Raw genomic sequence first — 24,533 nt, forward strand, 5'->3', positions numbered from 1 at the left:
AAGGATAGCGCAAACCCCTCCGCTCAGGCCGCCGAGCGATCGGCGGCAGGTGCCGGCATCCCGTCTTCCGGCTTGGCGTGGCGCAGCCAGGTCTCGAAGACGTCCGGCGAATCGCCATGGCCCCACGCAGAACGCAGTTGCTGCATCAGCGGCGCCAGCGCCTGCGTGTAGCGCTGCGAGGCCACGTGGGCATGCTCGGCCAACGCATCGGTGCTCTCGCGCAGTTGCGCGGCCAGCTCGGCACGCTCCTGCCCAATGTCCTTCTCGCGCTGACCCAGCTGGTTGTACTTCTGGATCAGGAAGCGCTGGTAATCGCCCGCTTCCACGCCTTGCGCGGCCTGGGCGTTGACCTGCTCGAAGCGCATCACGATGCTGGCGGTTTCCTGTTCGACATGGGCGGCTTCCGCCACCAGCGCCTGGAGCGCCTCCTGAAGCGTCAGCGCCTCGCGGCGATGGGTCTGGAGCCGGGCGGCTTCATCCTCGAACGTACGCTGAGCGGTCAGGTAGGCCTGCACCACCGGTTGCGGGGCGACGACCAGCAGCGGGTCCGCACCGCCGGCACGCCGGCCTGACAGCAGGGCATCCTCGGCCAGACGCAGGTTGCCGACATCCTCGAGYCATCGCCCACGAGCCATGACGGTCGCCACGGTATCGAGCGACAGGCGGCGCAGCGCATCTGCGCGCTGGGCAGTGACAGGCTCGGCGCCATCGGGATCCACAGCCACGGGATGCGCCGTTTGCGCCGCATGGGCGATGTCGGGCACGCACGCGGCCACCGTGGTCGCCACTGACTCGGACATCGCCTGTGCCGACTTGCGCACCGCGCGGCGCAGCTCGAATTTCGCCAGCAACATCATCACCAGGCCGGCCACCAGCCACGTCAGGATGGTCTCCGCATGCGCCTGCAGGAACTGGCGGATTTGTTCGATATCGAGGTTCACAGATTCGTCCTCCCAGACGGCGCGGTTGATTATGGGTTTTTCAACCTAGGGAGACATTGTTGCGGGAGGCTTCGTTCCTATTCGTAACAAATGGAAACGAGATTGTTGGGGGATTTGGTGCTAATGGGTTCGTTCGGCCGCGGTTGTTTCTGTTGTTGCGATGGTGGCCGTTGCCCACAACCACCACCCCAAAAACAAAAGGGGCACCACCCCAAGGCTGGCACCCCTCATCAATACCCCGGTCAAAAAACTCAAACCGTAGTCTTGGCCTCCTGCGCCCGCAGCCGAATATGCAGTTCCCGCAGCTGCTTCTCGTCCACCGCCGACGGGGCCTGCGTCAGCAGATCCTGTGCACGCTGGGTCTTCGGGAAGGCGATCACGTCGCGGATCGAATCGGCGCCGGCCATCATCGTCACGATACGGTCGAGGCCGAATGCCAGTCCGCCGTGCGGCGGCGCGCCGTATTGCAGCGCATCCAGCAGGTAGCCGAACTTGGCCCGTGCCTCTTCCTCGCCGATCTTCAGCGCGCGGAACACCTTGCTCTGCACGTCCTCGCGGTAGATACGGACCGAACCGCCACCCATTTCCCAGCCGTTCAGCACCATGTCGTACGCCTTGGCGATGCACTTGCCCGGATCGGTTTCCAGGTACTGCAGGTGCTCGTCCTTCGGGCTCGTGAACGGGTGGTGCATGGCCACCCAGCGCGCGTCTTCCTCGTCGTACTCGAACATCGGGAAGTCGATCACCCACAGCGGCTTCCACACGTCCTCGAACAGGCCGCTGGACTTGCCGAATTCGGAATGGCCGATCTTCAGGCGCAGGCCGCCGATGGCGTCGTTCACGACCTTGGCCTTGTCGGCGCCGAAGAAGATGATGTCGCCGTCCTGGGCGCCGGTGCGCTTCAGGATCTCGGCAATCGCGGCGTCGTGCAGGTTCTTGACGATCGGCGATTGCAGGCCGTCGCGGCCCTTGGCCACTTCGTTGACCTTGATCCAGGCCAGGCCCTTGGCGCCGTAGATGCCGACGAACTGGGTGTAGGCGTCGATTTCGCCACGCGAGATCGAACCGCCGCCCGGCACGCGCAGACCCACCACGCGACCGTTGTCGCTGTTGGCCGGGCCCGAGAACACCTTGAAGTCGACGTCCTTCATCACGTCGGTCAGCTCGGTGAATTCGAGCTTCACGCGCAGGTCCGGCTTGTCCGAGCCGAAGCGGGCCATGGCCTCGCGGTACTCCATCACCGGGAACGCGGCGTCCAGGTCCACGTTGATGGCGTTCTTGAACACGGTGCGCATCATGTCCTCGAACAGGTCGCGGATCTCCTGCTCGGTCAGGAACGACGTCTCGCAGTCGATCTGCGTGAATTCGGGCTGGCGATCAGCGCGCAGGTCTTCGTCGCGGAAGCACTTGGTGATCTGGTAGTAGCGGTCGAAGCCCGAGACCATCAGCATCTGCTTGAAGATCTGCGGCGATTGCGGCAGCGCGAAGAAGTGGCCCGGGTTCGTGCGCGACGGCACCAGGTAGTCGCGCGCGCCTTCCGGCGTGCTCTTGCCCAGCATCGGCGTTTCGATGTCGATGAAGCCTTGGGCGTCCAGGTACTTGCGCACTTCCATGGCCACCTTGTAGCGCAGGCGCAGGTTGTACTGCATCTGCGGGCGGCGCAGGTCCAGCACGCGGTGCGTCAGGCGGGTGGTTTCCGACAGGTTGTCGTCGTCCAGCTGGAACGGGGGCGTGACCGACGGGTTCAGCACGCTCAGCTCATGGCACAGCACCTCGATCTTGCCCGAGGTCAGGTTGGCGTTCTCCGTGCCGGCCGGGCGCGGACGCACCTTGCCAGTGATGCGGATGCAGAACTCGTTGCGGATCTCTTCGGCGGCCTTGAACATCTCCGGGCGATCCGGATCGCAAACCACCTGCACCAGGCCCTCGCGGTCTCGCAGATCGACGAAGATCACGCCGCCGTGGTCACGCCGGCGCTGTACCCAGCCGGTCAGGGCCACTTCCTGGCCGATCAGTTGTTCGGTCACCAGACCGCAGTAGTGAGTACGCATGGAGGACATAGGAGAAATTCCCGGTAATGCGCGGCCGCGAGGCGGCCCGCGCGCAATTCAATGAGTAGGGTTCGAGTCGGCGACCGCAACCGCCTCTTCAGCGGTGTCCGCGGCCTCGGCCGCATCCGCCGGACGGCCCGGCGTGCCGGACTTGCGGGGCAGCTCCGTCGGCGCCACGACGCCCATCGAGACGATGTACTTGAGCGCGGCGTCGACGGTCATGTCGAGTTCGATGGTGTCGGCCTTGGGCATCATCAGGAAGAAGCCCGAGGTCGGATTCGGCGTGGTCGGCACGTAGACGCTGACGTATTCGCCCTGGAGGTGATTCTGCACGTCTCCGCCGGGCCGGCCGGTCAGAAACGCGATGGTCCACGACCCCTCGCGCGGATACTGCACCAGCAGCGCCTTGCGGAACGCGTTGCCGGACGACGACAGCAGCGTGTCCGAGACCTGCTTCACGCTGGTGTAGATGGGGCCCACCACGGGAATGCGGCCGAGCAGCATTTCCCACCAGCGCACCAGCCGTTGGCCGATGAAGTTGTGCGCGAGCACGCCCACCAGCAGGATGAACAGCAGCGTCAGGATGGCGCCAAGACCTGGAATGCGGCGCCCGAACAGGTTCTCGGGCTGCCACGCCACCGGCAGCAGGGCCATGCTCTGGTCCATCGTGCCGATGATCAAATTGAGCACCCACAGCGTGATGCCGAGCGGCACCAGCACGAGCAGCCCGGTCAGGAACCAGGTCTTGAGGGCGGAGGTTTTCTTGGCAACCACGGTTTTGGCCATGAGGGTCAGGCGCTGGCGCTGCCGCCCGCCGGGGCGGAAGGCGTCGAAGACGTGGACGTGGACGACGACGAAGCCGACGAACCAGACGAGTCACCGCCCGAGGCCGCCGGGGCCGATGCCGCCGCGCCGCCCGTAGCCGCTGGCGCGCTGGCGCCCTTGTTGCCGCTGTTGCCGCCACGGAAGTCCGTGACGTACCAGCCCGAGCCCTTGAGCTGGAAGCCGGCGGCGGTCAGTTGTTTCTTGAAGGACCCGGCAGCGCCGCAGGATGGGCAGTCCGTGAGCGGGGCATCGCTCATTTTCTGCAGCACATCGCGCCCGTGGCCGCAGGCGTCGCAACGGTAGGCATAGATCGGCATGATGGTTCTTTTCGCGGAAATCTGGATTGGGAACAACAGGTGGCAGCGCCGGAGGCCATTTGCAATGGCAATTCGCGGAAAAACACCCGCACGGCGATGCAAAGCCTCGGATTATAAACTGTCGGCGGCCCGTCCACCGCCGGGAAAAGAGGCCATTCCGGGCGCCTCAGGTCGCCTATGAGGCGCCTGGGGCCCGTTTTACCGGCGCCGCCGGGGTGCCGGACCCGGTTTCAGGCTTGGAAGTTACGCAATATGCACTTCCTTGACGCCCGGTCGCTCGCTGATCCATTGCGGCAGCAGCGAGCCGAACACCATGCCGCTGATCGAGAACATCAGCCCCACCATCTGCGGCGGCACGGCGGCGTCGGCGAAGGCCACCTCGCAGGTCAGCCAGGATGCCAGCCCCATCAGGATGGCGGCCAGCCCGCCCTGTCGCGTGGCCGGCTTCCAGAACAGCCCGAACGCCAGCGGCACGAAGGACGACACCAGCGTCACCTTGTACGCGTTTTCCACCATGTGGAAGATCGACAGGTGCGAATTCAGCGCGAACAGCGTCACCAGCGTCGTGAAGACCAACACCACGGCCTGCATCACGCGCAGGAACTGCTTGTCGGTCAGATGGCGGAAGTACGGCCGCATGATGTTCTCCGCGAACGTCACGGACGGCGCCAGCAGCGTGGCCGACGCGCAGCTCTTGATGGCCGACAGCAGCGCGCCGAAGAACATCACCTGCGCGAACATCGGCGCATGGGTCAGGATCAGTTGCGGCAGGATCAGCTGCGAATCCGAGTTGATGTACTTCTCGACCATGCCGGGATCGATCATCGTGGCCGAATAGGCCAGGAACATCGGGATGAAGGCGAAGAAGAAGTACAGCACGCCGCCCAGCACCGAGGCGCGCCCGGCAATCTTCTCCGTACGCGACGAGGTCACGCGCTGGAACACGTCCTGCTGCGGAATCGAGCCCAGCATCATCGTGAATAGCGCCGCCGCGAAGCCAATGATCTGGATCAGGTCCAGCGACGGCCAGAACTCGAACTTCCCGGCCGCCGCCGCGTGCGACACCACCGCCGCCACGCCGCCGGCCTGCCCGCTGACCTCGTAGCCGATATAGAGCATGCCGATCACGATGATGATCATCTGGATGAAATCGGTCACCGCCACCGACCACATGCCGCCGAACAGCGTGTAGACCAGCACGCTGGCCGCGCCGATCATCATGCCGGCGTCCTGCGACAGCGCGCCGTCGGACACCGTATAGAACACCAGCCCCAGCGCCTTGATCTGCGCCGCCACCCAGCCGAGGTAGGACGCCACGATACATAGCGTGGTCAGCACTTCGGCCACGCGCCCGTAGCGGTTGTGATAGTAGTCGCCGATGGTCAGCAGGTTCATCCGGTACAGCGGCCGGGCGAAGAACAGGCCCACCAGGATCAGGCAGAGCGAGGAGCCGAACGGGTCGGACACCACGCCGGAGAGCCCCTCCTTGAGGAACACGGCCGGGATGCCGAGCACGGTTTCGGAGCCGAACCAGGTGGCGAACACCGTGGCGGTGACGATGTAGAACGGCAGGCTGCGGCCGGCCACGGCGAAGTCGGCGGTGCCCTTGACGCGCAGCGCCGCCCACAGCCCAATGCCGACCGAGATAACCCAATAGACGATGACGAACCAGATCAGCATGCCGCTGCCCTATCCCAGATTTCCGAAGTTGCGGAGAAATGCCGGCGGATTATAGCGATGCAGACCCGACGGGTCGAAAAAAAATCCCCGGGCGCGGCGAATTCCCCACGCCGGTGCGGGAAGCGCCGCATGGACGACTTGGAAACGGCTCGGGGTCGAATCTGGATCGGATCAGGTTCGCTTCAGGCGCGCCGGCGCCAGACCTGCCAGCGCTCCTGGCCGGCCGCGAAGACCGGCAGCGGCGCGGCGGACGGACGGTCCTCCACCAGATCGAAGGCCGGCGCCAGCAGCCCGTCCAGCTCGGTGCGGGGCATGGTGAACGGGGGCCCGCCGCGCGTCTCACCTATATAGAAGTAGCCGGCCAGCAATCCGCCCGGTGGCAGCAGTGCCGCCACGCGGTCGGCATAGGGCTGGCGCAGCGCCGGCGGCAGCGCGCACAGGAAGGCGCGCTCGTAGATCAGCTGGCAGGGCGGCTCGGGCGTGAAGGCGAAGAAATCGGCCTCCCGCACCACCACGGCGGCGGCGCCGAGCGCCCGCCGCGCCGACGCCACCGCCTCGGCGGAGAAGTCGATCGCCGTCACCGGCCAGCCGCGCGCGTGGAGCCAGCCGGCCTCCCAGCCGTTGCCACAGCCCGGCACCAGGGTCGGGCACGGCGTCAATCCGGCAGCGAACGCCTCGAACTCGGCCGGCACGCCCTGAGCGTCCCAAGGCGTGAATTGCCGCGCAAAGCGCTCGTCCCAGAACGCCGCGTCGGCGGCGTTGCGGCTCTCGAATTCGCGTTTCGGGGGATTCGGCATGGCGTGCGTCCGAGGCTTACCAGTAGCCCGCCCAGGCCAGCGCCTGCACCAGCACGATGCCGGCCAGGAAGCCGCCGATCAGCATCAGCGCCGTGGACAGCCGACGGTTGGTGCGCCGCTGCTCCACCACGAGCTGCGCCAGCAACCGCTCCTGCTCGCCATTGTTCTGCAGCGCGCGGCGTTCCAGGAACTGGTGCGCCAGGCGCGGGAAGTCAGGCAGCATCTTGGCCCACTGCGGCGCCTCCACCTTTACCCGCTCCCAGGCGCCCTGCCAGCCCACCTGCTCGTACATCCACTTTTCGAGGAACGGCTTGGCGGTCTTCCAGAGGTCGAGTTCCGGGTCGAGCTGCCGGCCCAGCCCCTCGATATTGAGCAGCGTCTTCTGCAGCAGCACCAGCTGCGGCTGGATCTCGACGTTGAACCGCCGCGAGGTCTGGAACAGCCGCATCAGCACCATGCCGAGCGAGATCTCGCGCAGCGGTTTGTCGAAGTACGGCTCGCAGCAGGCGCGCACGGCGGACTCCAGCTCCTCCACCCGCGTCTCGGCCGGCACCCAGCCCGATTCCACGTGCAGCAGCGCCACACGGTGGTAGTCGCGTCGGAAAAATGCGATGAAGTTCTGCGCGAGGTAGTTCTTGTCGAACTCGGACAGCGCGCCGACGATGCCGAAGTCCAGCGCGATATAGCGCCCGAACGTCTCCGGCTGCACCGAGACGAGGATGTTGCCGGGGTGCATGTCAGCGTGGAAGAAGCCGTCGCGGAACACCTGCGTGAAGAAGATCTCCACGCCCTCCTCGGCCAGCTGGTGCATGTCCACGCCAGCCGCCTTCAGCGACTCCATGCGCGAAATCGGGATGCCGTGCATCCGCTCCATCACGAACACGTTGCTGGTGCACCAGTCCCAGAACACTTCCGGCACCAGCAGCAGCCCGCTCTCGATGAAGTTGCGGCGCAACTGGCTGGCGTTGGCGGCCTCGATCATCAGGTCGAGTTCGTCGTGCAGGTACTTGTCGAACTCGGCCACCACCTCGCGCGGCTTGAGCCGGCGGCCATCCACCCAGACGCGCTCGAGCCAGGTCGCCATATCGCGCATCAGGGCCAGGTCGCTGTCGATCACGGGCAGCATGCCGGGCCGCAGCACCTTCACCGCCACCTCGCGCCCATGGTTCGGGCCGCCGCGCAGCGTGGCGAAGTGCACCTGCGCGATGGACGCGCTGGCCACCGGCGTGTGCTCGAAATTCTCGAACAAGTCCGAAAGCGGCCGGCCGAGCGACTTCTCGATGATCTTGACGGCCAACACCGGGTCGAACGGCGGCACCTGGTCCTGGAGCATCGCCAGTTCGTCGGCGATGTCGGGCGGCATCAGGTCGCGGCGGGTGGACAACACCTGGCCGAACTTGACGAAGATCGGCCCGAGCGTGGTCAGCGCCATCCGCAGGCGCACGCCGCGCGGCTGCTCGAGCTTGCGGCCGATGGTGATGACCTTCACCAGCAGCTTGATGCGCCGGCTCTTGAAGCCGGACAGCACGAGTTCATCGAGCCCGTAATACAGGATGACAAAGACGATCTTGCAGAGACGCAGAAGGCGGGTCATGCGGATTCTTTACGGTGCGGAGGCACGCCGCGCGCGCAGGCGGCGGCGCAGGCAAAAGGGAGGGAGGACGACGGCCGGGCCATCAACGGTGGGCGGACGGCAGCTTGCCCGGCGCGGCTGGCTGGCGTTCCAGCCGTTCCAGCCGCTTTTCCAGCCGTTCGAGGTCGTCGCGCAGCCGCGCCACGTCATCGGCAAAGCCGTCCAGCGCCGCGTGGCGCACGAGGGTCGGTTGTTCGTCGAGTAGGTATTCCGTCACATTGTCGAGCAGGGCGCGGCCCACGCGGGTGGCGTTATCGTGAACCTGGCGCGCACCATCGACCACGCGCTGCGCCACGCTGTCACTGACCGGGCCGCCCATCACGCCGCGCAGCGCGCGCGACAGGTCTTCGGCGGCGTCCCAGCGCAGGCTGCGGGCCAGCGTGGACACGGCGTTGGCCAGTTCCGCGTCGCCTTCGATCCGCACATGGCGCATCGCGGCGGCCTGCCCGCCCTCGGCCACGTCGGCCACCACCAGCGGCCATTGCTGCAACGGCACCAGCAAGGTCACGGCCGGCGCCTCGGCCACCGTGGCCTGCTCGATGCAGCCGTGTTCGGTCACCTTCAGCGCCAGCGCGAAGGCGGCGGCATCGAAGCGGATCACGCGGCCGGCAAAGGGCGACAGCAGCGCGCAGGCCCACGGCTCCTGTTCGATCAGGTGATTGAGCGCGGCAACGATCGGCGCGGCCAGCGGGGAAGGCAAGGCGTTCATGGCGAGCGGTTTGCGGTAGTCGGGCAACAAAAAAGGCCCACGCACGCGTGGGCCTCCATTCTAAGCTACTCGCCCGCCGCATCCGTGGAAGCGGCGGGGAGATTACGCTCAGGACTCCTGCTGAATGCCGGCCAGCAGCCAGCCACCGTTGCCGGCGGTGGCCTTGGCCAGGTTCCAGACCTCGGCGAACGGCTGGGCCGGCTCGCCCGCGCGCTCGCGCATCATGCCGGCGTAACGCACGCTGGCAACGTGCTGCGTCGGGGTGTCCTCGATGCCCAGCAGTTGGGCATCCAGCGTCACGACGTCGGTCTTGTTGACCTCGGCGCCGCGCTCGGCCAGATCCATCTTGATCTCGGCGAACATTTCCGGCGTGGTGAACTCTCGGATGTCGTCGAGATTGCCGGCGTCCCACGCGGCCTGCAGGCGCACGTAGTGAACCTTGGCATTGCGCAGGAAGGCTTCGGTGTCGAAGTCGGCCGGCACGCCCCACGGTTGCTGCGCTGCAGCAGCCACGGCACCGGCAGCAGCGCCACCCATTACTGGGTTGGCCGCCGCGCCGCCGTAGGCGGCAGGTTGCGCGGGTTGGGCCGGCTGCTCGGCCTGACGGAAGGTCGGCTCGGCAGTGCGCGACAGGTCGTTGCCACCGAAACCACCCTGGTTGCCCTGATTGCCCATGCCGGCGTAGGCCGGTTGCTGGCGGCGCGCAGCGCCACCGCCACGGAACTTGCGGATCAGCCAGAAGGCCAGCAGCGCGATACCGCCGATCAGGATCAGATTCGACAGGAAGCTGGCAGCCGCACCGCCCAGACCGAAGTGCGAGAGCAGGTAGCCAAGACCCAGACCAGCCGCCAGGCCGCCGAGCATACCGCCCCAGTTACGCTTGGGTGCAGCCGCCGCCGCACCGCCGGCCGCGCCAGCCGTGGCCGGTGCCGCCTGGTTGGGCTGTTGGGCCGGTTGCTGCGTCGGCGATTGCTGGGCCGGCGCCTGCTGGCGTTGCTGCGTCACGGAGGACGACTGCTTGCCAACACTGCGCGAGCCGCCCAGCCGCTTGGCATTGGCGTCCAGCGCGACCCCCAGCGCCAGCGTCGCGATCAGCGACGCGGCGAGGAATTTTCCACGAAAAGAAGACATTTTCTGCGATCCCCTGTCAGTTTCGGCCATCCAAGGCCGAACATGGCGAATTAGTACTTACGCCCGACGTGGAGCGCCACCACTCCGCCCGTCAGATTGAAGTATTCGACCTTCTCGAGCCCCGCATGTTCCATCAAGCGTACAAGTGAACCCTGGTCTGGATGCATTCTGATCGATTCTGCGAGATAGCGATAGCTCGGGGCATCCCCAGCCACCCGCTCGCCCAGCCACGGCAATACCTTGAACGAGTAAACATCGTAGGCCTTTTCCAGCGGCTTCCAGACTTTGGAGAATTCCAGGACCATGACCTTGCCGCCCGGCTTCACCACGCGGCGCATCTCGGCCAGCGCGCGGTCCTTGTGGGTCATGTTACGCAGCCCGAACGCCACCGTGACGAGGTCGAAGTAGTTGTCCGGAAAGGGAATCCGCTCGGCGTCGCACAGCGCCACCGGGGTCACCACGCCCTTGTCGAGCAGGCGGTCGCGGCCCACGCGCAGCATGGATTCGTTGATGTCTGTCAGCCAGACCTCGCCGGTCGGGCCGGCCCGCTTCGCGAAAGCCTTGGCCAGGTCGCCCGTGCCGCCGGCGATGTCGAGCACCTTCTGGCCCGGGCGCACATTGGCCTGGGCGATGGTGAACATCTTCCAGAGCCGGTGCATGCCGCCGGACATCAGGTCGTTCATCACGTCGTACTTGCTCGCGACCGAATGGAACACGCCAGCTACCTTGCCGGCCTTATCCGTTTCGTCGACTTTCTCGAACCCGAAGTGGGTCTCGCTCATGTCTGGTACTCCAGGTGCGGATATATATAGACGGGGATCAGTGGTGGTGGCCGCAGGCATGGCCGCCGCCGGCCACCATCGGCGCATCGCRGTCGACGCCGGCGGCTTCGAGCCGCTTCAGGTAGTCGTTCCACAGCGCTTCCTGCTGGTCGCCCAGGCGATACAGCAGCTCCCACGAGTAGATGCCGGTGTCGTGGCCGTCGTCGAAGCGGATCAGGATCGCGTAGTTGCCCACGGGCTCCACCGCCGCGATGCCCACCTCGCGCTTGCCGGTCTGGAGCGTTTCCTGGCCCGGGCCATGGCCCTGGACCTCGGCGGACGGCGAATAGACGCGCAGCAGCTCGAACGGCAGGCGCCACGCGCGGCCATTGTCGAAGCCGATTTCCAGCACGCGCGACTGCGTATGCACGGTCAGCGCGGTGGGATGGGGGGTGTCTTTCTCTAGGCCAGCCATAGTAGGGTCACGCGGGGAGCGCGTCCGATGTGTCTTGTACGACCCGATAGCTTACTCCACCCCCCATGCCTTGCCCATCCTGGGGTCCGGCACCGCTTTCGTCGCGCGCGCCGGTCGGCGCCACGGGGAGGTAGCGCAGCCGCCGGTCATGGAAGGCGGCCACGGTGCTGCGGTGGGCGATGCTGACGATGGTGGCGTCCGGCAGGCTATCGACCATCAGCTGGTACATGGCAGCCTCGGTTTCCTCGTCGAGCGCCGCCGTGGCCTCGTCCAGGAACAGGAAATCGGGCTTCTGGAGCAGCGCGCGGGCGAAGGCCAGCCGTTGCTGCTCGCCCGGCGACAGGCGCAGCGACCAGTTGTCGAACACATCGAGCTGGTTCGCCAGCATGGCCAGCCGGGCCTGGCGCAGCACCTGTTGCAGCGTCTCGCACGAGTGCGCCGTGCCGGCGTCCGGGTAGGCCAGCGCATCGGCCAGCGTGCCGATCGGCAGGTAGCTGCGCTGCGGCAGGAACAGCATGCGCTTGCCCGGCACCGCGATGCGGCCGTGGCCGTAAGGCCAGATCCCGGCCAGCGCGCGGAACAGCACGCTCTTGCCGCAGCCGGACGGCCCGCTGACCAGCCACCGCTCGCCCTGCCCGATGGACAGCGAGAACGGCGCCACCAGCGGCCGCTGGCGCGGGTGGGCCGGATGTTGCGGATCCACGCCCTCCTCGTCCGGGCTCTTGCCGCCGCGTACCGGCAGCGCCAGCGCGAGGCCGGTCAGGTCGATGCCGTCCTGGCCCTCCGCCACCACCACCTCGATGTCGCCCGGGCCCTCGTGCGTCAGGTCCTGGCGCTCGGCCACGCGGATGGCGTCCTGGAAGTCGATCAGACGGTTGGCGGCGGCCTTCCAGCCGACCAGCGTGGCGTAGCTGTCCACGAACCAGGACAGCGCGCCCTGCACCTGCCCGAAGGCGGAATTGATCTGCATCAGCCCGCCCAGCGTGAGCTTGCCGGAGAAATAGCGCGGCGCGGCCACCAGCAGCGGGAAGATGATCGCGAACTGGCCGTAGCCCGAGTTCACGAAGGTCAGCCGCCGCGTGTAGCGCATCAGCTGGTTCCAGTTCGCCCGGATCCGTTCGAAGCGGGCCCGCAGGCCGGCCTGCTCGGTCGGTTCGCCGCGGTACAGCGCCACCGGCTCGCTATTCTCGCGCAGGCGCACCAGCATGAAACGGAAGTTAGCTTCGTACTGCTCCTGCTGGAAGGACAGGCCGATCAGCGGCCGGCCCACGAAGTGGGCAATCAGCGAGCCGATCACCGCGTAGCCGGCGGCGAACCAGACCATGTAGCCGGGAATCGTCAGTTCGGTGCCGCCCAGCACGAAGCTGATCGGCCCCGACACCACCCAGAGAATGCCGATGAACGACACCAGCGTGACCACCGAGTTCAGCAGCCCCATGGAGAGCGTCAGCGCTCCGTCGGTGAACTGGCGCAGGTCGTCGGCCAGACGCTGGTCGGGGTTGTCGGTCGAATGGGTCTGTTCGATGCGGTAGTACGCCTGATGGCCGAGCCAGCGCTGCATGAAGACGCCGGTCATCCACGTCCGCCAGCGCATCTGCAACATCATCTGGTAGTACTGGCGCGAGATCGCCAGCACGATGAAACAGGCCGCGATCCACGAGAATCGCAGCAGCAGTTCCTTGAACGAGACGAAGTCGCGCTGTTCCAGGGCGTTGTAGAACACCCGGTTCCACTCGGTCAGCAGCACGTTGATATAGACGATGCCGAGATTGAGCGCGACGACCAGGAGCAGCAGCCCCAGCCCCGTCTTGCGGTCTTCGGATTTCCAGTATGGCTTGATCAGGTCCCAGGTGGCCGCCAGGCGCAGCCGGCTCTGGATCTTGAGAGCCTCGGCCGGGACGGCCGGGCCGGGCACGGTGACGGACGACGGAGTGGAGGACATGGTGGCGCAGGTGTGGCCCGCCGCCGTTCCGGCCAGCGGGCGTGTTGTTGTTCGACGGAGGTCAGACGTCGCCGCCCCGTGGCGGGTTCCGTGCCGCCCTCCGGTCAGTCAGCCATGCTCGGTTGTTATCGCAGTCAGGCAATCAGTCAGCGGACGGCATCACGGCCAGCGCGGTGCGCAGCGTCGGCAGCCGCAGGGCCAACTCGCCGATGCGCGCCGGCTCCGCCGCGCGCTGGGGCGCCGCCCAGATCGCCTCCGGGAAATGCGTGTCCCAGCGGTAGCGCGGAATGATATGCCAGTGCAGGTGCGGCACCATGTTGCCGAACGCGGCCAGGTTGACCTTGTCCGGCGTCATCACCTCGCGCACGGTGCGCTCCACCCGGGCCACCAGCCGCATCAGCCAGGCCTGGTCGGCATCGTCCAGATCGGTCAGCTCGGCGGCGTGGTCGTTCCAGACGATGCGGCAGAAGCCGGGATGCCGGTCATGCTCGACGAGGATCACGCGCGCGCGATCCCCCATCCAGACCAGTTCGCCGCCATCGGCTTCGCACAGGGGGCAGTTGGGGAGTCGCGTCATGGTGTCCGCCGGAGTCCGCTGGCTGCTTTACACCAGCACGCGCTCGATGCCGCCGGCATTGGCGCGGGCCACGTACTCGGGCAGCCAGTTCTCGCCCAGCAGGTGCTTGGCCATCTCGATCACGATGTAGTCGGCCGTCACCGAGGCGTCCTCGTTGTAGCGCGACAGCCCCTGCAGGCACGACGGGCAACTGGTCAGGATCTTCACGTCGCCGGTGAAGCCGTCCGTGCGCAGCTTGTCGGCGCCCTTGCGCATTTCCTCTTCCTTGCGGAAGCGGACCTGCGTGGAGATGTCCGGGCGCGTCACGGCCAAAGTGCCGGATTCGCCACAACAACGCTCGTTCTTCTCGATCTTGCCCGCACCGCTGCCGCCGTTCCCGCCCATCAGGTCATTGACCAGCTTGGTCGGGTCCATCGTCTTGATCGGGGTGTGGCAGGGGTCGTGGTACATGTAGCGCGTACCGGTCACGCCCTCCAGCTTCACGCCCTTCTCGAGCAGGTACTCGTGGATGTCGATGATGCGGCACCCCGGGAAGATCTTGTCGAATTCATACCCGGCGAGCTGGTCGTAGCACGTGCCGCAGCTCACCACCACGGTCTTGATGTCGAGGTAGTTCAGCGTGTTGGCCACGCGGTGGAACAGCACGCGGTTGTCGCTGACCATCTTCTCGGCCTTGTCGTACTGGCCGTTGCCGCGCTGCGGATAGCCGCAGCACAGGTAGCCCGGCGGCAGCACGGTCTGCACGCCCACGTGCCACAGCATGGCCTGCGTGGCCAGCCCCACCTGCGAGAACAGCCGTTCCGAGCCGCAGCCCGGGAAGTAGAACACCGCCTCGCTCTCGGCCGTGGTCAGCTTCGGGTCGCGGATGATCGGCACGATCTCGTTGTCCTCGATGTCCAGCAGCGCGCGGGCCGTCTTCTTGGGCAGGTTGCCCGGCATCTTCTTGTTGATGAAGTGTATCACCTGCTGCTGCACCGGCGGCTTGCCGACCGTGGCCGGCGGGTGCTGGGTCTGCTTGCGGGCGAACTTCTTCAGCACCTCGTTGCCGAGCCGCTGGGCCTTGTAGCCGAGCCCGATCATTGCCGAGCGGGTCAGGTTGATGGTCTGCGGGTTGGTCGCGTTCAGGAAGAACATCGACGCCGCGGTACCCGGGTTGAACTTCTTCTGGCCCATCTTGCGCAGCAGGTTGCGCATGTTCATCGACACATCGCCGAAGTCGATCTTCACCGGGCACGGCGTCACGCACTTGTGGCAGACCGTGCAGTGGTCGGCCACGTCCGAGAACTCGTCCCAGTGCTTGATGGACACGCCCCGGCGCGTCTGTTCCTCGTACAGGAAGGCTTCGATCAGCAGCGAGGTCGCCAGGATCTTGTTGCGCGGGCTGTACAGCAGGTTGGCGCGCGGCACGTGGGTGGCGCACACCGGCTTGCACTTGCCGCAGCGCAGGCAGTCCTTCACGCTTTCGGCAATCGCGCCGATGTCGCTCTGCTGCATGATGATGGACTCGTGCCCCATCAGGCCGAACGACGGCGTGTACGCGTTGCGCAGGTCGGCGCCCGGCAGCAGCTTGCCCTTGTTGAAGCGGCCCTGCGGGTCCACGCGCTGCTTGTAGGCGCGGAACTCGCCGATCTCGTCCTCGGTCAGGAACTCCAGCTTGGTGATGCCGATGCCGTGCTCGCCCGAGATCACGCCATCCAGCGAGCGCGCCAGCGCCATGATGCGGGCCACCGCGCGGTGGGCGTCCTGCAGCATGGCGTAGTCGTCCGAGTTCACCGGGAGGTTGGTGTGGACGTTGCCGTCGCCGGCGTGCATGTGCAGCGCCACGAACACGCGGCCGCGCAGGACCTGCTTGTGGATCTTCTGCGCCTCGTCCAGGATCGGCTTGAATTCGCCGCCGTTGAAGATCTTGCGCAGCTCGGCGCGGACCTCGCTCTTCCAGCTCACGCGGATGGTGCGGTCCTGCAGCAGGTGGAACACGTTCGCGTCCGGCTGCTGGTGCAGGCGCTCCTCGAACGCCGGGCCGAGCAGGCCCAGGCCGTGACCGATCAGCGCGGCACGCGCGGTGGCCAGCGGCACGTCCAGGTGGTCCTGCAGGTAGCGCCAGCGCGCGCGCACCTCGCGCAGCAGCGTCAGCGCGTGTGCAACCCGGTCTTCCAGCAGTTCGGCACTCGGAATCTCGTTGGCGTCGTCGCTGCGGCCCAGTGGCAGGTTGCCGCGCGCGAAGAACGCTTCCAGCTCGTCGGCCAGCTTGAGCTTGTTCTTGATCGACAGTTCGATGTTGATGCGCTCGATGCCGTCGGTGTACTCGCCCATCCGCGGCAGCGGAATCACCACGTCCTCGTTGATCTTGAAGGCGTTGGTGTGGCGGGCGATGGCGGCCGTGCGCGAGCGGTCGAGCCAGAACTTCTTGCGGGCCTCCGGGCTCACCGCGACGAAGCCTTCGCCGCTCTTGCCGTTGGCCATGCGGATCACTTCCGAGGTGGCGCGCGCCACGGCGTCCTCGTCGTCGCCGACGATGTCACCGATCAGCACCATCTTCGGGAAGGCGTTGCGGCGGCTCTTGGTGGCGTAGCCCACGGCGCGCAGGTAGCGCTCGTCCAGGTGCTCCAGGCCGGCCAGGATGGCGCCGCCTTCGCGCTTGGACTCGCCGTCCAGGTAATCCTTGATCTCGACGATGCTCGGAATCGCGTCGCGCGGCTGGCCGAAGAACTCCAGGCAGACCGTGCGCACGTGCTTGGGCATGCGGTGCAGGATCCAGCGCGCGCTGGTGATGATGCCGTCGCAGCCTTCCTTCTGCACGCCGGGCAGGCCGGCCAGGAACTTGTCCGTGACGTCCTTGCCCAGCCCTTCCTTGCGGAACTTGCGGCCCTCGATGGCCAGCGTCTCGGTGCGCAGCACCTTGTCGCCCGGCGCGCGGTTGCCGTCCGACCACTTCAGTTCGAAGGTGGCCACGGGCACGTCGTGAATCTTGCCGAGGTTGTGGTCCAGGCGCGTGATCTCGAGCCAGTTGCCCTCGGGATCGACCATGCGCCACCAGGCCAGGTTGTCGAGCGCGGTGCCCCACAGCACGGCCTTCTTGCCGCCGGCGTTCATCGCCACATTGCCGCCGATGCACGAGGCATCGATCGAGGTCGGGTCCACCGCGAAGACGAGGCCGGCCTTGTCGGCCGCGTCCGCCACGCGGCGCGTGACCACGCCGGCGCCGGAGAAGATCGTCGCCACCTTGTGGTCCACGCCGGGCAGGTCGGTCTGCTCGACCAGGCCCAGCTCCTCGAGCTTCTCGGTGTTGATGACGGCCGAGAACGGCGTCAGCGGCACGGCGCCGCCGGTGTAGCCGGTGCCGCCCCCACGCGGGATGATGGTCAGGCCGAGTTCGAAGCAGCCCTTCACCAGGCCGGCGATCTCTTCCTCGCTGTCCGGAGTCAGCACGACGAACGGGTATTCCACGCGCCAGTCGGTGGCGTCGGTCACGTGCGAGACGCGCGACAGCCCGTCGAACTTGATGTTGTCTTTCTGCGTGACCTTGCCCAGCACGCGCTGCGCGCGCTTGCGCAGGTCGTAGGCGTCGGCGAATTCCTGCTTGAACGACTCGATGGCCTGCTTGGCGAAGGCCACCAGCTGCTCCACCCGGTGCGAGCGATCCTCGGCGGCCGGCTCGGCGTGCTCGGCACGGTCGGCGGCGCGGCGCTTCTCGATCTCGCTCAGGCGGTGATGCAGCGCGCTGACCAGCATCTGGCGGCGCTTGGGGTTCTCGAGCAGGTCGTCCTGGAGGTACGGGTTGCGCCGTACGACCCAGATGTCGCCGAGCACTTCGTACAGCATTCGCGCGGAGCGGCCAGTGCGGCGCTCACCACGCAGTTCATCCAGAATGCGCCAGGCTTCCTCGCCCAGCAGGCGGATAACGATCTCGCGGTCCGAGAAGGACGTGTAGTTATAGGGAATCTCGCGCAGGCGCGCGGGGGCGTCCTGTGCGGCGAGCTTGGCATCGAGCACGAGTGGGGCGTTCATGGCGGGACCGCTTCCTGCTGCGCACGGGGACAGTGCGCGATTGTCGTTCATTGAAGCGCGATTGTACTGCAACGGCCCGCTTCGCTGCACCGCAACAAGGCATAAGAGACGGTTCTGTCAGAACCATTGACGAATCGCTTCCCCCACGCCGTGCCAGAACGAGTCTGGAATCCACATCAGGCTGGCCGTCATCACAAGGTAGCGGAAGAACTTGCCGATCGCCATATAGCCGAGGCTGGGCCAGAACGACAGGCGCAACCATCCCGCTAAAGTGCACAACGGATCACCTATAGCGGGCAGCCAGGACAGCAGCAACGTGGGCGGGCCCAGCCGGCGCATCCAGCGGAAGTATTTGGCGTCCAGCTTGGGCTTGTGTTTCTTCACCGGATGGCCGCGATGCTCGGCGTGCTCCCGCTCGTGCTGGATATGCTGGCGCCGCTGGCGGTAGCGCACCAGCGCCAGCTTGGCGGCGTAGCCGAGCCACCAGTCGATGGCCCCACCGACCGTATTCCCGACCGTGGCCACGAGGATGGCCGGCCAGAACATGTCCGGGTTCAGCTTGATATAGCCGAACACGGCCGGCTCCGAGCCCAGCGGCAGCAGCGTGGCCGAGACCAGGCTGACCACAAAGATGGCCGGCAGGCCCACGCTGGGCAGGGCGACGGTTCCAAACAGCCAGTCGATGAACGCTTGCATGGTCCGGGGCAGATCGATGTGCGCCGGGCCGCCCCATGATGGGGAACCCGCATGGCAGCACCGGGGGTTTTGTGATTAACTGTTAGAGCCGGTTCTGGCCGATCGTTCACGGCCGCGTCGCGGAATTCGCCACGCCAGGCATCTCCGGCAAGGCCGGGCCCCAGGCCCGGCAGCACCAATATCACGAAATAGCCGTAACAACCAAGCGGCAGTACCGCGTCGTGGCCCGTCCCGCGCAGTCGTTCGGGATTCTTGCGGCAGGCCATGCGCGTCCACCCCATATTGGAGACAAGCATGGCGATTCCGATCCGCCTGACGGTCAATGGCAAGCCCCTTGACGCGCAGGTAGAACCCCACACCCTTCTGGTCCAGTTCCTGCGCGAAACCCTGCGCCTCACCGGCACGCACGTCGGTTGCGACACCGCCCAGTGCGGCGCCTGCACCGTCCACCTCGACGGCCGGGCGGTGAAGTCGTGCAACGTGCTGGCGCTCCAGGCGGACGGCGCCAAGGTCACCACCATCGAGGGCCTGGCGCCGGACGGACAACTCCATCCGATGCAGGAAGCGTTCCGCGAGTGCCACGGCCTGCAATGCGGCTTCTGCACGCCCGGCATGGTGATGGCCGCCACCGCGCTGCTGCGCGAGCGTCCCAACGCCGATGCGCAGTCCATCCGCGAGCAGCTGGAAGGCAATATGTGCCGCTGCACCGGCTACCAGAACATCGTCCGCGCCGTGCAGCAGGGCCAATCGAGCATGCGCAGCGGCCAGGCCGTCGCCAGTGCGGAATAGGAGCCGACCATGAACGCACCCGAGAAGTTGATCGGCGCGCCGGTCCGCCGCAAGGAGGACTACCGCTTCCTGACCGGCAACGGCCAGTACACCGACGACGTGACCCTGCCGCGCCAGAGCTACGCCTGTTTCGTCCGCTCGCCGCACGCGCACGCGCGCATCCGCTCCATCGACAAGACCGAGGCCCTGGCCTCGCCCGGCGTGATTGCCGTGCTGACCGGCGAGGAGATGGCCGCCGACAAGGTGGGCGGCCTGCCCTGCGGCTGGCTGATCCACAGCATCGACGGCACGCCGATGAAAGAGCCACCCCACCCCGCGCTGGCGCACGGCAAGGCCCGCCACGTGGGCGACCAGGTGGCGCTGGTCATCGCCGAAACGCTCCAGCAGGCGCGTGACGCCGCCGAGATGGTCGATGTCGACTACGAGGAGTTGCCCGCCGTGGTCAGCCCGGCGGACGCCGCCGCAGCCGCCACGATGGTCCACGACGACGTGCCGGCCAACACCTGCTACACCTGGGGCCATGGCGACAAGGCCGCCACGGACGCCGCCTTCGGCAAGGCCGCGCACGTGACCACGCTCGATATCGTCAACAACCGGCTGATCCCGAACGCGATCGAGCCGCGCGCGGTCAACGCCAGCTACACGCGCCAGGACGACAGCTACACGGTCTACGTCTCGAACCAGAATCCGCACGTGGAGCGCCTGCTGATGGGCGCCTTCGTGCTCGGGCTGCCGGAGTCCCGCCTGCGCATCATCGCGCCGGACGTGGGCGGCGGCTTCGGCTCGAAGATCTTCCTCTATCCCGAGGACGTGGCGCTGACCTGGGCGTCGAAGAAGATCGGCCGGCCGGTGAAGTGGACCGCCGAGCGGTCCGAGTCCTTCCTGACTGACGCGCACGGCCGCGACCACGTAACCAAGGCCGAGCTGGCGCTCGACGCCGACGGCAAGTTCCTGGCCATGCGCGTGCACACGGTGGCGAACATGGGCGCCTACCTGTCCACCTTCGCCAGCAGCGTGCCGACCATCCTCTACGCCACGCTGCTGGCCGGCCAGTACGCCACGCCGGCGATCTACGCCGAGGTCAAGGCGGTGTTCACCAACACCTCGCCCGTCGATGCCTACCGGGGCGCCGGCCGCCCGGAGGCCACCTACGTGGTCGAGCGGCTGGTGGAAACCGCCGCGCGCGAGATGAACATCGCCCCCGCCACGCTGCGGCGCAAGAACTTCATCCACGACTTCCCCTACGCCACGCCGGTGGGCCTGACCTACGACACGGGCGACTACGAGCCCTGCCTGGCGCGTGCCGAGGAACTGGCCGACGTGGCCGGCTTCCCGGCCCGGCGCGAGGCCGCCAAGCAGCGCGGCAAGCTGCGCGGGCTGGGCTACTCCTGCTACATCGAGGCGTGCGGGCTGGCACCATCGAACATCGCCGGGGCACTCGGCGCGCGGGCGGGCCTGTTCGAAGTGGGCGAGATCCGCGTCCATCCCACCGGCACGGTCACCGTGTTCACGGGCTCCCACAGCCATGGGCAGGGCCACGAGACCACCTTCGCGCAGATCGTGGCGGACCGGCTCGGCATCGGGCTGGAGGCGGTGGAGATCGTCCATGGCGATACCGGCCGGGTGCCGTTCGGCATGGGCACCTACGGCTCGCGCTCGCTGGCGGTGGGCGGCTCGGCCATCATGAAGGCGCTGGACAAGATCGAGGCGAAAGCCAAGAAGATCGCCGCGCACCTGCTGGAGGCATCCGACGCCGACATCGAGTTCCAGGACGGCGTGTTCCGCGTGGCCGGCACCGATCGCACCAAGACCTTCGGCGAGGTGGCGCTGACCGCCTACGTGCCGCACAACTACCCGCTCGACAAGCTCGAACCGGGCCTGAACGAGAACGCGTTCTACGATCCGACCAACTTCACCTACCCGTCCGGCGCCTACGTCTGCGAGGTGGAGGTGGACCCCGACACCGGCGAGTCGCAGGTGGTCAAGTTCACCGCCGTGGATGACTTCGGCAACATCATCAATCCGATGATCGTGGAAGGCCAGGTGCATGGCGGCATCGGCCAGGGCCTGGGCCAGGCCATGCTGGAGCAGTGCGTGTACGACCCCGACAGCGGCCAGTTGCTGACCGGCTCCTACATGGACTACGCCATGCCGCGCGCGGCCGACCTGCCCGACTTCACCGTGGAGACCGCCAAGGGCACGCCATGCACGCACAACCCGCTCGGCGTGAAGGGCTGCGGGGAGGCCGGCGCCATCGGCTCGCCACCGGCGTTCATCAACGCGCTGGTCGATGCGCTGGCACCGCTCGGCGTGCGCGACGTACAGATGCCAGCCACGCCGCACCGCGTGTGGCAGGCCATCCAGTCCGCACAATCCACATCGGCCTGAATCGGGAGGAAGACATCATGTACGCATTCCAGTTCGAACGCGCCACGGATGCCAAGGCCGCCGTGGCCAAGCTCCAGGCCGACGCCGACGCCAAGTTCCTGGGCGGCGGCCAGAGCCTGCTCGCGGCGATGAAGCTGCGGCTCGCGGCACCCAGCATGCTGGTGGACGTGTCGCGCATCCCGGGCATGGCGGACATCCGCGTGGAGGGCGACGAGTTGGTGATCGGCGCCGCCGCGCGTCACGCCGACGTGGCCGCCCATGCGGAAGTCATGCGCCGCATCCCGGCGCTGGCGGCCATGGCCAATGGCATCGGCGACCGCCAGGTACGGGCGATGGGCACCATCGGCGGCTCGCTGGCCAACGACGACCCCGGCGCCGACTACCCCGCCGCCGTGCTCGGCCTTAACGCCACCGTGGTCACCGACCGGCGCAACATCGCCGCCGACAGCTTCTTCAAGGGGCTCTATGAAACGGCGCTCGCGCCCGACGAGCTGATCACGGCGGTCCGCTTCCCCACCCCGGACCAGGCCGCCTACATCAAGTTCCGCAACCCGGCCTCGCGCTTCGCGCTGGTCGGCGTGATGGTGGCGCGCACCGGCAAGCTGGTGCGCGTGGCCATCACCGGCGCGGCGGACAGCGTGTACCGCGCCCCCGACCTGGAACAGGCCCTGACCGCCAGCTTCACCCCCGCCGCCGCCCGCGCGGTAAAGGTGGACGCCGCCCGGCTCAACACGGATCTGCACGCGTCAGCGGCATACCGCGCGCATCTGATTCCGGTGCTGACAGCAAGGGCGGTGGAGCAGGCGTTGAAGGGGTGATGCTAGGCTGTGGCCCCCCATCCATCCGGGATGGGGAGCCAACAGCCTGCCCTATCCGGCTATGGCAGGCGCCAGAAGTTGGCGCGGTCGGTCCGATAGGTCGCGGCGGCGCTGTTGAAGTAACACTTGTCGTAGCAGTGGGTGCCGTCCCATAAGGTGGCGTGTCCCTTGGCGTCCGTCCAGCCCGATATTTCGAACACCAGTAACCCTTGTTGTCCGGCCAACGCGCCGCCGTGGGAAGGCGGATGCGACCACTTCCGGCCGGCCCCATCGCACCTTGAGGTAGTCGAGCACCCTCTCGATGCGATAGAAGTACCAGCTGCCATCGGCGCCGGAGACGGTTTCCTTCTTGACAAATGGGATTCGTGCGCCAGTTTGGTTTAGGACATAACTGATGCGCACGGCGCAGGTGTTCTCCCAACGTTGCTTCGGATCCGGGTGCAGGATGTTGCGCTTCACCATACCGCCAATGACGTTCGCCACGCGCACAGAGGAATTGGAGGGATCGTAGATGCGATTGGCCGCAGCCCATGCCGCATGAAAGGAAGGTCTCGTCATCATGGCTCCTGTCGGTGGGTCTGGTTCGGCCTCGGGACGTGGCGCTTGACCTGATCCTGAAGCGCCCTGCTGTGATAGAGGTCCAGGCACTTCAACAGACGAAATTGCTGGCCCATGGAATGGGCCTTCAGCCGTGGATTGCGGTAGTCGCGTGCCAGGAACTGGTCGACGAGGGGCGGGATCGCATCAATACTTGATGCCATGTCGTAGTAGAGGGATGCGCTCAGTTCATCCGCCGTCTGGCCGGCGTCTGCCGATGCGGCTGCGTCGCCCTCGTATGCCCTGGCGATGCAGCGCGCCAGCACCATGTCCTTGTAATTCTGGCCGTACGTTCGACCCTGCGCGTCGGACGCGTGCGTGTCGGGCGCCTTGGCATTCGCGGTTAGGGCCCAGGCCGCGCACGAAGCCAGCATGAGCCAACGGATTCGAAGCATGAGTGTCTCCAGGAAGAGCGGTTGCAGTGCATGACATCACGCACCAGAGGCGCTTCTACCGCCTTCTTCTGCCCATGAAAATCGTAAATCGACTAAATTGAACCCATGCTCCCCGCCTCCATCGACGACACCGCCGCCCTGCTGCACCGCCAGCAGTACTTCGCCGACCGCGAGACGGCGACCGTGCTTTATCTCGCCCTGCGCATGCAGCGCCCGCTGTTCCTGGAGGGCGAGCCCGGCGTGGGCAAGACCGCGCTCGCGCAGGCCATGGCGGCGGCGCTCGGGACGCGGCTGCTGCGGCTGCAGTGCTACGAAGGGCTCGATGCCGCCAGCGCGCTTTACGAATGGGATTACCCGCGCCAGATCATGGCGCTGCGGCTGGCGGAGGCGCGTGGCGAGCGGCCCGAGCAGCAGTCGCTCTATCACGACGATTTCCTGCTCAAGCGCCCGCTGCTCGAAGCTCTGCTGCCGGACCCTGCCGCGCCGGGCGTGCCGCGCGTGCTGCTGATCGATGAGATCGACCGGGCCGACGAGCCGTTCGAAGCCTTCCTGCTCGAAGTGCTGTCCGAATACCAGGTGTCGATTCCGGAGATCGGCGTCGTGCGGGCCGAGCGGCCGCCGCTGATCGTGGTCACTTCCAACCGCACGCGCGAGGTGCACGACGCGCTCAAGCGGCGCTGCCTCTACCAGTGGATGGGCTACCCGGACCGCCAGCGCGAGCTGGAGATCGTGGCCGCCCGCGCGCCCGAGGCGGCCGCGGCGCTGCAGCATCAGGCGATCGACTTCGTCCATCGGTTGCGCGGCATCGACCTGTTCAAGGCGCCCGGCATCGCCGAGGCCATCGACTGGTGCCGCGCGCTGGCCGCGCTGGGCGTGACCGAACTGGACCCGCAGTCGGTACGCGACACGCTGGGCGTGCTGCTGAAATACCAGGACGACCTCGCCCGCGCCGATGGCCCCACGGTGGCCGAACTGCTCGCTGGCGCCCCGCCGGAGCGCTAGC

General features: G+C 66.9%; 21 protein-coding genes. 4 read left to right on the forward strand and 17 right to left on the reverse strand.

Going from position 1 to position 24,533, the window contains the following annotated elements:
- Positions 1-23: 23 nt before the first annotated feature.
- The 15 genes from AC1DP9_RS15925 to AC1DP9_RS15995 form a co-directional block, all read right to left on the reverse strand.
- Positions 24-941 (reverse strand): hypothetical protein, encoded by a 918-nt coding sequence (locus AC1DP9_RS15925; protein WP_477107864.1) that lies wholly within the window; start codon positions 939-941, stop codon positions 24-26.
- A gap of 251 nt (positions 942-1,192) precedes the next feature.
- Positions 1,193-3,001, reverse strand: coding sequence for an aspartate--tRNA ligase (gene aspS, locus AC1DP9_RS15930; RefSeq protein ID WP_092291825.1), 1,809 nt, complete (start codon positions 2,999-3,001; stop codon positions 1,193-1,195).
- A gap of 48 nt (positions 3,002-3,049) precedes the next feature.
- Positions 3,050-3,766: a DUF502 domain-containing protein gene (locus AC1DP9_RS15935; protein ID WP_454756808.1), complete on the reverse strand. Its 717-nt coding sequence runs from the start codon at positions 3,764-3,766 to the stop codon at positions 3,050-3,052.
- A gap of 17 nt (positions 3,767-3,783) precedes the next feature.
- Positions 3,784-4,134 carry an FmdB family zinc ribbon protein gene (locus tag AC1DP9_RS15940; protein WP_441644838.1) on the reverse strand — a complete coding sequence of 117 codons (351 nt, stop codon included), beginning with the start codon at positions 4,132-4,134 and terminating at the stop codon, positions 3,784-3,786.
- A 243-nt stretch (positions 4,135-4,377) separates the two neighbouring features.
- Positions 4,378-5,814: a high affinity choline transporter 1 gene (locus AC1DP9_RS15945; protein ID WP_454756806.1), complete on the reverse strand. Its 1,437-nt coding sequence runs from the start codon at positions 5,812-5,814 to the stop codon at positions 4,378-4,380.
- Positions 5,815-5,996: 182 nt separating this feature from the next.
- Positions 5,997-6,611 (reverse strand): methyltransferase domain-containing protein, encoded by a 615-nt coding sequence (locus AC1DP9_RS15950; RefSeq protein ID WP_092291819.1) that lies wholly within the window; start codon positions 6,609-6,611, stop codon positions 5,997-5,999.
- 16 nt (positions 6,612-6,627) lie between these two features.
- The gene (ubiB, locus tag AC1DP9_RS15955; RefSeq protein WP_092291817.1) at positions 6,628-8,205 is read right to left on the reverse strand and encodes a ubiquinone biosynthesis regulatory protein kinase UbiB; all 1,578 of its coding nucleotides are present in this window, start codon (positions 8,203-8,205) and stop codon (positions 6,628-6,630) included.
- Positions 8,206-8,287: 82 nt separating this feature from the next.
- The gene (locus AC1DP9_RS15960) at positions 8,288-8,953 is read right to left on the reverse strand and encodes a ubiquinone biosynthesis accessory factor UbiJ (protein WP_092291815.1); all 666 of its coding nucleotides are present in this window, start codon (positions 8,951-8,953) and stop codon (positions 8,288-8,290) included.
- Positions 8,954-9,061: 108 nt separating this feature from the next.
- Positions 9,062-10,084 carry a Tim44 domain-containing protein gene (locus AC1DP9_RS15965; protein ID WP_477107865.1) on the reverse strand — a complete coding sequence of 341 codons (1,023 nt, stop codon included), beginning with the start codon at positions 10,082-10,084 and terminating at the stop codon, positions 9,062-9,064.
- Between the two features lie 50 nt (positions 10,085-10,134).
- Complete coding sequence (gene ubiE / locus AC1DP9_RS15970) at positions 10,135-10,866, reverse strand: bifunctional demethylmenaquinone methyltransferase/2-methoxy-6-polyprenyl-1,4-benzoquinol methylase UbiE (protein ID WP_477107866.1); 732 nt, start codon at positions 10,864-10,866, stop codon at positions 10,135-10,137.
- Positions 10,867-10,903: 37 nt separating this feature from the next.
- On the reverse strand, positions 10,904-11,320 hold the full coding sequence (locus tag AC1DP9_RS15975; protein ID WP_477107867.1) for a gamma-butyrobetaine hydroxylase family protein: 417 nt from the start codon (positions 11,318-11,320) through the stop codon (positions 10,904-10,906).
- A 7-nt stretch (positions 11,321-11,327) separates the two neighbouring features.
- Positions 11,328-13,262, reverse strand: coding sequence for an ABC transporter ATP-binding protein/permease (locus AC1DP9_RS15980; RefSeq protein WP_477107868.1), 1,935 nt, complete (start codon positions 13,260-13,262; stop codon positions 11,328-11,330).
- Between the two features lie 142 nt (positions 13,263-13,404).
- Positions 13,405-13,839, reverse strand: a complete 435-nt coding sequence (locus tag AC1DP9_RS15985) for an HIT family protein (RefSeq protein WP_092291804.1) — start codon at positions 13,837-13,839, stop codon at positions 13,405-13,407.
- Positions 13,840-13,866: 27 nt separating this feature from the next.
- A complete protein-coding gene (locus tag AC1DP9_RS15990; RefSeq protein WP_092291802.1) occupies positions 13,867-17,847 on the reverse strand; it encodes a DUF3683 domain-containing protein in 3,981 nt (1,326 codons plus the stop codon).
- A 117-nt stretch (positions 17,848-17,964) separates the two neighbouring features.
- Entirely contained in the window at positions 17,965-18,543 is a 579-nt protein-coding gene (locus tag AC1DP9_RS15995; protein WP_092291800.1) for a YqaA family protein, read from the reverse strand.
- 294 nt (positions 18,544-18,837) lie between these two features.
- On the opposite strand from AC1DP9_RS15995, the gene AC1DP9_RS16000 reads away from it, so the two are divergent.
- The 3 genes from AC1DP9_RS16000 to AC1DP9_RS16010 are packed head-to-tail and all read left to right on the forward strand — an operon-like array spanning position 18,838 to position 22,538.
- A complete protein-coding gene (locus tag AC1DP9_RS16000) occupies positions 18,838-19,332 on the forward strand; it encodes a (2Fe-2S)-binding protein (RefSeq protein ID WP_477107869.1) in 495 nt (164 codons plus the stop codon).
- 9 nt (positions 19,333-19,341) lie between these two features.
- A complete protein-coding gene (locus tag AC1DP9_RS16005) occupies positions 19,342-21,720 on the forward strand; it encodes a xanthine dehydrogenase family protein molybdopterin-binding subunit (protein WP_092291796.1) in 2,379 nt (792 codons plus the stop codon).
- Positions 21,721-21,737: 17 nt separating this feature from the next.
- Positions 21,738-22,538 (forward strand): FAD binding domain-containing protein, encoded by an 801-nt coding sequence (locus AC1DP9_RS16010; RefSeq protein WP_441591663.1) that lies wholly within the window; start codon positions 21,738-21,740, stop codon positions 22,536-22,538.
- A 51-nt stretch (positions 22,539-22,589) separates the two neighbouring features.
- Here AC1DP9_RS16010 and AC1DP9_RS16015 read toward each other — a convergent pair whose 3' ends face one another.
- Entirely contained in the window at positions 22,590-23,099 is a 510-nt protein-coding gene (locus AC1DP9_RS16015; protein ID WP_477107870.1) for a T6SS effector amidase Tae4 family protein, read from the reverse strand.
- A complete protein-coding gene (locus AC1DP9_RS16020; protein WP_218158019.1) occupies positions 23,096-23,530 on the reverse strand; it encodes a T6SS amidase immunity protein Tai4 family protein in 435 nt (144 codons plus the stop codon). The genes AC1DP9_RS16015 and AC1DP9_RS16020 overlap by 4 nt, the downstream gene beginning before the upstream one ends.
- Before the next feature lie 105 nt (positions 23,531-23,635).
- Here AC1DP9_RS16020 and AC1DP9_RS16025 point away from each other — a divergent pair, with 105 nt between their 5' ends.
- The gene (locus tag AC1DP9_RS16025; RefSeq protein ID WP_092291789.1) at positions 23,636-24,532 is read left to right on the forward strand and encodes an AAA family ATPase; all 897 of its coding nucleotides are present in this window, start codon (positions 23,636-23,638) and stop codon (positions 24,530-24,532) included.
- The last annotated feature ends 1 nt before the right edge of the window (position 24,533 follow it).

Source organism: Cupriavidus sp. 01L43 (assembly GCF_056399925.1).

What these genes read in the sequence shown, in the direction of transcription:
- aspS (WP_092291825.1), bottom strand. Translation starts at nt 3,001, where the DNA reads ATGTCCTCCATGCGTACTCACTACTGCGGTCTGGTGACCGAACAACTG.
- AC1DP9_RS15940 (WP_441644838.1), bottom strand. Translation starts at nt 4,134, where the DNA reads ATGCCGATCTATGCCTACCGTTGCGACGCCTGCGGCCACGGGCGCGAT.
- AC1DP9_RS15945 (WP_454756806.1), bottom strand. Translation starts at nt 5,814, where the DNA reads ATGCTGATCTGGTTCGTCATCGTCTATTGGGTTATCTCGGTCGGCATT.
- AC1DP9_RS15950 (WP_092291819.1), bottom strand. Translation starts at nt 6,611, where the DNA reads ATGCCGAATCCCCCGAAACGCGAATTCGAGAGCCGCAACGCCGCCGAC.
- ubiB (WP_092291817.1), bottom strand. Translation starts at nt 8,205, where the DNA reads ATGACCCGCCTTCTGCGTCTCTGCAAGATCGTCTTTGTCATCCTGTAT.
- AC1DP9_RS15960 (WP_092291815.1), bottom strand. Translation starts at nt 8,953, where the DNA reads ATGAACGCCTTGCCTTCCCCGCTGGCCGCGCCGATCGTTGCCGCGCTC.
- AC1DP9_RS15965 (WP_477107865.1), bottom strand. Translation starts at nt 10,084, where the DNA reads ATGTCTTCTTTTCGTGGAAAATTCCTCGCCGCGTCGCTGATCGCGACG.
- ubiE (WP_477107866.1), bottom strand. Translation starts at nt 10,866, where the DNA reads ATGAGCGAGACCCACTTCGGGTTCGAGAAAGTCGACGAAACGGATAAG.
- AC1DP9_RS15980 (WP_477107868.1), bottom strand. Translation starts at nt 13,262, where the DNA reads ATGTCCTCCACTCCGTCGTCCGTCACCGTGCCCGGCCCGGCCGTCCCG.
- AC1DP9_RS15985 (WP_092291804.1), bottom strand. Translation starts at nt 13,839, where the DNA reads ATGACGCGACTCCCCAACTGCCCCCTGTGCGAAGCCGATGGCGGCGAA.
- AC1DP9_RS15990 (WP_092291802.1), bottom strand. Translation starts at nt 17,847, where the DNA reads ATGAACGCCCCACTCGTGCTCGATGCCAAGCTCGCCGCACAGGACGCC.
- AC1DP9_RS15995 (WP_092291800.1), bottom strand. Translation starts at nt 18,543, where the DNA reads ATGCAAGCGTTCATCGACTGGCTGTTTGGAACCGTCGCCCTGCCCAGC.
- AC1DP9_RS16000 (WP_477107869.1), top strand. Translation starts at nt 18,838, where the DNA reads ATGGCGATTCCGATCCGCCTGACGGTCAATGGCAAGCCCCTTGACGCG.
- AC1DP9_RS16005 (WP_092291796.1), top strand. Translation starts at nt 19,342, where the DNA reads ATGAACGCACCCGAGAAGTTGATCGGCGCGCCGGTCCGCCGCAAGGAG.
- AC1DP9_RS16010 (WP_441591663.1), top strand. Translation starts at nt 21,738, where the DNA reads ATGTACGCATTCCAGTTCGAACGCGCCACGGATGCCAAGGCCGCCGTG.
- AC1DP9_RS16015 (WP_477107870.1), bottom strand. Translation starts at nt 23,099, where the DNA reads ATGATGACGAGACCTTCCTTTCATGCGGCATGGGCTGCGGCCAATCGC.
- AC1DP9_RS16020 (WP_218158019.1), bottom strand. Translation starts at nt 23,530, where the DNA reads ATGCTTCGAATCCGTTGGCTCATGCTGGCTTCGTGCGCGGCCTGGGCC.
- AC1DP9_RS16025 (WP_092291789.1), top strand. Translation starts at nt 23,636, where the DNA reads ATGCTCCCCGCCTCCATCGACGACACCGCCGCCCTGCTGCACCGCCAG.